2 protein-coding genes are annotated in these 2,100 nt (G+C 72.8%); both read left to right on the forward strand.

Annotated elements, in window-relative coordinates; genetic code table 11:
- Positions 1 to 128 precede the first annotated feature (128 nt).
- Positions 129 to 611 (forward strand): shikimate kinase, encoded by a 483-nt coding sequence (locus OFY01_RS16475; RefSeq protein ID WP_266600601.1) that lies wholly within the window; start codon positions 129 to 131, stop codon positions 609 to 611.
- The gene (gene aroB / locus OFY01_RS16480) at positions 608 to 1,696 is read left to right on the forward strand and encodes a 3-dehydroquinate synthase (RefSeq protein ID WP_266600599.1); all 1,089 of its coding nucleotides are present in this window, start codon (positions 608 to 610) and stop codon (positions 1,694 to 1,696) included. Before OFY01_RS16475 ends, aroB begins: the two co-directional genes overlap by 4 nt.
- Positions 1,697 to 2,100: the final 404 nt, after the last annotated feature.

Below are 2,100 nucleotides of genomic sequence, written 5' to 3' on the forward strand. Positions count from 1 at the left end.
GTCCTGGCGGACGCGGTCGCGGAGAAGTTCGGCGGCGACAGCGTGCCGGAGACCCGGCGCAACGTCGAGTCCTACCTCGACCACCTCCAGATCCGGTGAGCGGCCCCAAGATCGTCCTGGTCGGCCCGATGGGGGTCGGCAAGTCGACGGTGGGCGGCCTGCTCGCCGAGGCGCTCGGGTGCGCGTTCCGGGACACGGACGAGGACATCGTGGCGGCCGAGGGCCGGACGATCGCCGACATCTTCGTCGAGGACGGCGAGGACCGGTTCCGCGCCCTGGAGAAGGCCGCCGTGGCCGGTGCGCTCGCCGAGCACGAGGGTGTCCTGGCCCTGGGCGGCGGCGCGATCCTGGACCCCGACACCCGCGAACTGCTGGCCGCGCACCCGGTCGTCTATCTCTCGATGGACGTCGAGGAGGCGGCCAAGCGCACCGGACTGAACGTCGCCCGGCCATTGCTCGCCGTCAACCCGCGCAAGCAGTGGCGCGAGTTGATGGAGGCGCGCCGGCATCTGTACACCGAGGTCGCCCGGGTGTCCGTGGCCACCGACGGCCGGGACCCCGACGAGGTGGCCCGAGCGGTCCTCGACGCACTGGAGTTGAAGGAAGCATGAGCGAGCAAGTGACCCGCATCCAGGTCGGCGGCACGGCCGGCACCGACCCGTACGAGGTGCTGGTCGGGCGGCAGCTCCTCGGCGAGCTCGGCACGTTGGTCGGCAACGCCAAGCGTGTCGCCGTCATCCACCCCGAGGCGCTGGCCGAGACGGGTGAGGCGCTCCGCGCGGACCTGGCCGAGCAGGGCTTCGAGGCCGTCGCCATCCAGGTGCCCAACGCGGAGGAGGCCAAGACCGCCGAGGTCGCCGCCTACTGCTGGAAGGCGCTCGGCCAGTCGAACTTCACGCGCTCCGACGTGATCGTGGGCGTCGGTGGCGGCGCCACCACGGACCTGGCCGGGTTCGTGGCGGCGACCTGGCTGCGCGGCGTGCGCTGGGTCGCGGTGCCGACGACCGTGCTCGCCATGGTGGACGCGGCGGTCGGCGGCAAGACCGGAATCAACACCGCCGAGGGCAAGAACCTGGTCGGCTCCTTCCACCCGCCCACGGGCGTGCTCTGCGACCTGGCGGCGCTCGACTCGCTGCCGGTCAACGACTACGTCTCCGGGCTCGCGGAGATCATCAAGGCCGGTTTCATCGCCGACCCGAAGATCCTGGAGCTGATCGAGGCCGACCCCGAGGGCGCGCGGAGCCCGGCGGGCGCGCACGCCGCCGAGCTGATCGAACGGTCGATCCGGGTCAAGGCCGAGGTGGTCTCCGGGGACCTGAAGGAAGCCGGACGCCGCGAGATCCTCAACTACGGGCACACGCTCGCGCACGCCATCGAGAAGAACGAGCGGTACAAGTGGCGGCACGGCGCCGCGGTCTCGGTGGGCATGCACTTCGCCGCCGAGCTGGGCCGCCTGGCCGGGCGCCTCGACGACGCGACCGCCGACCGGCACCGCAGCGTTCTCGCATCGGTCGGCCTGCCGCTGTCCTACCGGCACGACCAGTGGCCCAAGCTCCTGGAGACGATGAAGGTCGACAAGAAGTCCCGCGGCGACCTGCTGCGCTTCATCGTCCTCGACGGCCTCGGCAAGCCCACCGTCCTGGAGGGCCCCGACCCGGCGGTCCTGCTCGCCGCCTACGGCGAAGTGGCCCAGTAGCGGGGCTTTGTTGGGCTACGGGCACTCTGTGGCCGCCCCGGCCGTTGCCACAACAGCGGCCGGGGACGGTACCGTTCGGTAGCGCCCGCTTCACGGGCGCGCCCATGACGGTTGGTTGTACGAGACGGAGTCGCACCGGATGCAGCACGCAGTGGGATCTCCGCTGCCACCGCCCCACCGCCCGGGGCAGGGGCCGGCCGCCCCCGGGCCACAGGTGCACCAGGCGCGGCAGCACCCGGGGCCGCACCACCCGCTGCCACCCGGTATCAGCGGCGCCGCGCCCCCGCCCCCGGTTCCGCCGCACCCGCAGGCACCACCGTCCCCGCAGGCGACACAGCACCAGCCGCAGCCCGCGCAGGTCCCGCAGGGCCAGGGCCCGCTGCCGCCAGATCGGAAGAGCGTCG

This window comes from Streptomyces beihaiensis (assembly GCF_026274175.1).
In the GTDB taxonomy this organism is placed as follows: domain Bacteria; phylum Actinomycetota; class Actinomycetes; order Streptomycetales; family Streptomycetaceae; genus Streptomyces; species Streptomyces beihaiensis.

What these genes read in the sequence shown, in the direction of transcription:
- OFY01_RS16475 (WP_266600601.1), top strand. Translation starts at nt 129, where the DNA reads ATGGGGGTCGGCAAGTCGACGGTGGGCGGCCTGCTCGCCGAGGCGCTC.
- aroB (WP_266600599.1), top strand. Translation starts at nt 608, where the DNA reads ATGAGCGAGCAAGTGACCCGCATCCAGGTCGGCGGCACGGCCGGCACC.